The 6,194-nt window shown below is 40.7% G+C and carries 4 protein-coding genes and 1 pseudogene; all 5 read right to left on the bottom strand.

The genetic code is table 11. The features are described from left to right. Positions 1 to 79: 79 nt before the first annotated feature. The gene (locus ACWOEC_RS11860) at positions 80 to 322 is read right to left on the bottom strand and encodes an adenylate kinase family protein (RefSeq protein ID WP_455308412.1); all 243 of its coding nucleotides are present in this window, start codon (positions 320 to 322) and stop codon (positions 80 to 82) included. A 130-nt stretch (positions 323 to 452) separates the two neighbouring features. Beyond that, entirely contained in the window at positions 453 to 2,525 is a 2,073-nt protein-coding gene (gene tcrB / locus ACWOEC_RS11855; protein ID WP_455308410.1) for a copper-translocating P-type ATPase TcrB, read from the bottom strand. A gap of 138 nt (positions 2,526 to 2,663) precedes the next feature. After that, positions 2,664 to 2,870 carry a copper chaperone TcrZ gene (gene tcrZ, locus ACWOEC_RS11850; protein ID WP_002294571.1) on the bottom strand — a complete coding sequence of 69 codons (207 nt, stop codon included), beginning with the start codon at positions 2,868 to 2,870 and terminating at the stop codon, positions 2,664 to 2,666. Between the two features lie 82 nt (positions 2,871 to 2,952). Next, positions 2,953 to 5,409: a heavy metal translocating P-type ATPase gene (locus tag ACWOEC_RS11845; RefSeq protein WP_455308407.1), complete on the bottom strand. Its 2,457-nt coding sequence runs from the start codon at positions 5,407 to 5,409 to the stop codon at positions 2,953 to 2,955. 3 nt (positions 5,410 to 5,412) lie between these two features. Continuing rightward, positions 5,413 to 5,836 (bottom strand): annotated as a pseudogene (locus tag ACWOEC_RS11840) (CopY/TcrY family copper transport repressor). Between the last annotated feature and the right edge of the window lie 358 nt (positions 5,837 to 6,194).

The raw sequence follows: 6,194 nt of genomic DNA, 5'->3' as shown, positions 1-6,194 counted from the left end.
CGGCTACAATAATCACATCCTGCTGAAATTGCTTTCCTTTAAAAGGATTCATCGTCATTCCTCCTGCTATCTTTTTCTATTATTCTACCTTATTTGATAGTAGATTTAAAACTTTGCAACAGAACCAGTTTATCCACTCATCTGGAACTAGCTCTCCTTTATTCATATATTCTTGCACTCTGAGTCCGAATGTACCTTTCTCCTTGGTTGCTTCTCGTAACATTTCACCAGTTGAAATAGCCGTCAGGTGGTACTCCTCTGCGATTCTTTTAGCTTGGGTGCCTTTCCCAGCACCAGGTAACCCTAAAAGGACCAGCCTCATAATTTTTCCTCCTTATAAACTAAAAAAGGAAGAGATGATTTTTTAATTATTTCATCTCTTCCTTTCCTGTGAAACTATTGTATTTTTACACGATAAGGTCATTCAATTATTTCATGTGCAAAATAACTGTTTATTTTGGCTCTAATTTCAATGCCATAGCATTGATGGCAACAATTACAGTCGAAAGTGACATCAAGACGGCACCGACTGCTGGAGTTAATGTTATGCCAATTGGTGCTAGTATTCCTGCAGCTATTGGGATCGCGATAAAGTTATACCCTGCTCCCCAAACAAGATTTTCTTTCATCTTACGTGTGGTCTTCTGAGCCAACTCGATAAAGGATTCAATGTCGCCAGGGTCTGACTGTGTCAAGATGACATCGGCTGAATCCAATGCTACTTGAGTTCCGGCACCAACAGCTATACCAACGTCTGCTAATGCAAGAGAAGGTGCATCGTTGACCCCGTCACCGACCATGATAACTTTCTTTCCTTCTGCTTTAAGTTTTTCAATTAATTCATATTTGTCTTGAGGAGATTGATTAGCTAGATAATCAATACCTAAAATTTCTGCAGCTCCTTGAGCCGCTTTTTCATTGTCACCCGTTGCCATAATCGGCTGAATCTTGTTCTTTTTAAGGGCTTGTATTAAGTCTTTACTTGTCGGTTTTAATTCATCCCCTAAAGCTACAGCACCGATTGCTTGGTCGTTTTCTACTAAGACACTGAGGGTTGCTCCTTTTGGAATATTCATATCCAGATTACGTCCATATGATTTTTGACTGATTAATTGATAACGATGTCCGTTAGCTTGACCTTCTACACCAGCGCCAGAAATAACATCAATCGAATCAAAACTTACTGGACGTATCCCTTGCTGTTCTGCGTAACTAATAATTGACTGAGCGATAGGGTGACTAGATCCACCTTCGATACCTGACAATAAGGCAACGATTTCATCTTTCGTATATTTATCATTAAAGAGTTCAACATCTAATACTTTAAACTCACCAGTTGTTAAAGTTCCCGTTTTATCTAAAACTATAACATCTGCGTTTGTAGTCAACTCCAAAGCGTCCCGGTCTTTCACTAATAATCCCCGACTGGCCCCTAAGCTGGTACTACGAGCAGTCACCAATGGAATAGCCAGACCCAGGGCATGCGGACAAGCAATAACTAATGTGGTGACTGTAAAAATAACTGCCGTTGGTACATCAGCTATAACCATCCATATGACAAGGGCAATAAGCGCTACAATAACCGCAATATAAAAGAGCCATCCTGCAACTTTTTGTGCAAGATTTTCTGCTCGAGAAGATTGGCCTTGAGCTTGACTGATTAATGCCTGAACCTGAGAAATGAAGGACTTATCGCCCGTCTGCTTTATTTCCACATAGAGGACTCCGCCACCATTGGTTGATCCACCGATGACCTCATCTCCGGGATTTTTTTCAATTGGTTTCGATTCCCCAGTCACAAGCGCTTCGTTTACACGTGATTCTCCGCGAATAATGATACCATCAGCTGGAACATTTTCTCCTGCTTGAACACGGATAACATCTCCAATCTGAAGTTCAGACACAGGACGAGTCTCAATCGAATCATCTTCTAAAACAACATGAGCATCTTTCGGCACCAACTCAGCCAATGCTTTTTGCGCGTCCCCTGCTTCACCCAATGCCTTCATTTCAATCCAGTGTCCTAATAACATGATTAAAATTAACGTTGTAAACTCAAAGAAGAAGTCCATGACATGTTCTCCGGTCACATATCGAGCGGCCACTGCGTAAACACTATAGGCATAAGAAACCGTTATTCCCAAAGTAATCAAAGACATCATGCCTGGAGCTTTTGAATTAAACTCATCTTTCGCACCCATGTAGAATGGTTTTCCGCCATAAATGTATAGAATTGTTGCCAATACAGCCGCTACAACGTCTGCATAAGGAAAAATAATTTGGAAAGGCAACTGAATATCCATCATAGGAGTAATGAGTAAGATTGCAATTCCTAATGGGAGTGACTTCAAGAAAATCTCCTTAAAGCTACCGTGATGGTGGTGGGCATGCCCTCCCATTGCGCCATGATCCATTTCACTGTGATTCATCTTGCTGTGATCCATCTGACTATGGTCCATCTTGCTGTGATCCATGTCGCCGTGATTATGATGACTATGTGACGAATGTTTTTTGTTATTACTCATTTTTAATTCCTCCTTATTATATTAGAGAATAATTTTAAAGTTTTAGAACTTTCTCATCTAACACTGCATATAATTCTCATGAAAAGGGTTCTATACTTTATCTCTATCTACTATCTATGAATAAATGGTATTTGTACTTTATGCACTTAATACTGAATAGTTAGTTTCTGCTAAAGCAGCATTGAGCGTTTCGGTATCAATCTCTGTTTGACTTTCAAGTACTGCTTTTTTAGTCGCTAAATCAACCTCTACAGATTCAACCCCTTCAATAGCTGAAAATCTTTCTTGTACCGTGTTCGCACAACCTGCACATTTTACGCCATCTAATAAGACTTCTTTTTTCATTATTTTATTCCCCTTTTTTTTTTATCTTCTCCTATTATATAGAATAGGAAGAAGTTTAAATCCCAAATAAGCTACGTGTTTTCTAAACAACTGCTGGTTTGAATCGTCTTAACCGTAATGCATTTAATAAAACAGAAGTAGAACTAAAAGTCATTGCCCCTGCTGCAATAACCGGGCTAAGCAATGGACCGCCAAAGGCATAAACTACACCCATCGCGAAGGGAATACCTAAAATATTGTACGCAAATGCCCAAAACAGGTTTTCCTTAATGTTTCGGATGGTAGATTTACTCAATTCCACAGCCGTAGGGACATCCATGAGGTCACTACGCATTAGGACAATATCTGCTGATTCCATCGCTACATCCGTACCAGATCCAATGGCAATTCCTACATCGGCTTGCGTAAGTGCAGGAGCATCATTAATTCCATCGCCTACCATACCTACTTTTTTGCCTTCATCCTGCAACTTTTTCACTTCGTTAGCTTTATCTTCCGGCAAAACTTCGCTCAATACACGGTCGATTCCCACCTGTTTTGCAATTGCTTCTGCCGTTCGTTTGTTGTCACCAGTAATCAAGGCTACTTCAATGCCCATCTTATGCAACTTTTCAATGGCTCGTAGGCTGCTCTCTTTTACCGTATCGGCGACCGCAATGATTCCGAGAATTTCACTACCTCTGGAAATGTACATTGGCGTTTTACCTTGACTAGCCAATTCATCGGATACCTTCGCCAACTTGCCTAGTTGGACATTTCGCTCATCCATCAGTTTTCGGTTACCCAACGAAAGGGTAGCTCCGTCGATTTTTACCTCGATTCCATGACCCGGAATCGCCTCAAAAGCTTCAGTTTTCTTCAGAGACAATCCTTTTTCTTCTGCATCCTTAACTATTGCTTCCCCTAGTGGGTGTTCAGAACCTTTCTCACCGGAAGCCGCCAACATCAAGAGTTCCTCTTGAGAGATCCCTTTTGCAGTAATAATATCTGTTACCTTAGGCTTTCCTTCTGTAATGGTTCCTGTCTTGTCAAAAACAATGGTCTTCAGTTTATGAGTTGTTTCCAATGCTGTCCCACTCTTAATCAGTACGCCATGTTCGGCACCTTTCCCTGTTCCAATCATGATTGCTGTAGGGGTAGCTAACCCGAGTGCACATGGGCACGCAATCACCAGTACCGAAATGGCTATGGTCAACGCGAATACCCCTGTTTGTCCAGCAAAGTACCACGCAAGCGCAGAAAGGATTGCAATCGCAATAACGATTGGTACGAAGTAACCGGAAATAATATCTGCCATCTTAGCAATCGGAGCTTTAGATCCTTGCGCGTCTTCTACTAGTTTAATAATCTGAGATAGTGCGGTATCTTTCCCAACTTTTGTGGCTCGATAATGAATCGTACCGTTTTTGTTGATACTTGCTCCAATAATCGCGTCCCCTACCGATTTTTCTACGGGGATACTTTCACCAGTTAACATGGATTCGTCTACCGACGTCAACCCCTCTGTTACCATACCGTCCACAGGCATTTTTCCACCTGGGCGCACAACAACGATGTCACCCACTGCCACTTCATCAATCGAAATCTCTATTTCCTTTCCGTTTCGTACTACCAGTGCTGTTTTTGGAGCCAATCCCATCAGTTTCTTAATGGCTTCAGATGTCTTCCCTTTAGTCAGGGTTTCTAAATACTTCCCTAGAACAATTAAGGCTAGAATAACAGCCGCTGTTTCGTAATACAATTCGTTGGCATAAGATGCCTCTCCCAAGAAAATCATGACCGTTGCAAATACACCGTAAAGGAAAGCGGCACTTGTTCCCAAAGCGATTAATGAGTCCATGTTGGGATGTCCCTTAAACAACGCTTTGAATCCAGTCTGGTAAATTTTTTTATTGACCACGACAACCGGAAGCGTCAGCAAGAGTTGAATGATAGCAAAATTTTCCGGATTCATCATCGGATCGATAAAAGCAGGTAGGGGCGCATTTACCAAATGACCCATTGCGATATAAAGTAATGGGGCTGTAAAGATGGCCGAAATCAAAAATCTCTTCCAGAGGCTCTTGATTTCATTCTGTTTCTTTTCTTGGTCTAAGTCCACCGTGTCCGCAGTTGCTCTCTCTTCATGTGCCTCATATCCCGAATCGGATACGGCCTGAGTGATATCGGAAATATTTAACCTACTTGGATCATACTCTACCACCATTTTTTCCGTGGCTAAGTTTACCGATGACGTATTTACTCCGGTAAGTTTATGAGTAGCTTTTTCAATGGTTTGTGCACAAGAAGCACAAGTCATACCTTCAAGATTAAAAGTCTTCCTTACGGTATTAGGTATTGCAGCATATCCTGCATCTGAAACGGCTTTTTGAATGTCAGCCTCCGAAAGTGACGCCTCATCAAACTGAATGCTCATTTTTTCCGTTGCAAAATTCACATTAGCGATTTTTACGCCTGATAACTTCTGGGTCGCTTTTTCTACTGTTTGGGCGCAAGAAGCACAAGTCATGCCTTCTATGGTAAATGTTTTATTTTCCATCTTTTATTCCATTCCTCTCATCTTCATTCCATGGTGTTTCATATTGCATTCACATTGCCCTGGCGCACAGTGGCAACTAACTTCTTCTACAGCGGATTTTTTTTTTCATTTCCAAAGCTTTTTCCAAGCGCCGTATATCATCGAAACTCAAGATGTGATCTTCAATTAAACCTTCAATTACATAACCTACCTCTTTATTGCAAATCCGACTAAAAACATCATTTGTGTAATCTTTTATGGTCTCATTTTCCTCAATTTTTGCGGAATAGATATACTTCTTCCCTTCTTGCTCAGTAGACAATGCACCTTTCTCTACCAATCGGCCTAATAGCGTTTTGATTGTAGCCTGTTTCCAATTCATTTTGTCTTCCAAAATAGCGATAACTTCTTTACTGGTGACTTTTTTATTTGCCCATACCACGCGCATGACTTCCTATTCAGCATCTGTTACGTGGGGCGGTAAGACTGTAGCAACCATCTTTCATCCTCATCGTTTACACTCGTAAACTGTTTATTATAAGGTCACTTTACATGTGTAAACGCAATTTGTCAACAACTTATTTCTATAAAAAAATCAAAGTTTTTGTCTCCTTAAAACGGCTGAATCAAGAGTAAACTCAAAAGAAGCGTTAGCAACTAGCTTCAAATGAGCAAAAAGGGTTCTGTTGCAAAGTTTTAAATCTACTATCAAATAAGGTAGAATAATAGAAAAAGATAGCAGGAGGAATGACGATGAATCCTTTTAAAGGAAAGCAATTTCAGCAGGATGTGATTATTGTAGCCGT

The sequence above is a fragment of the Enterococcus bulliens genome, from assembly GCF_053761865.1.
The sequence above is the reverse complement of the archived record's forward strand: the minus strand, read 5'-3'. Positions and strand labels throughout refer to the sequence as shown.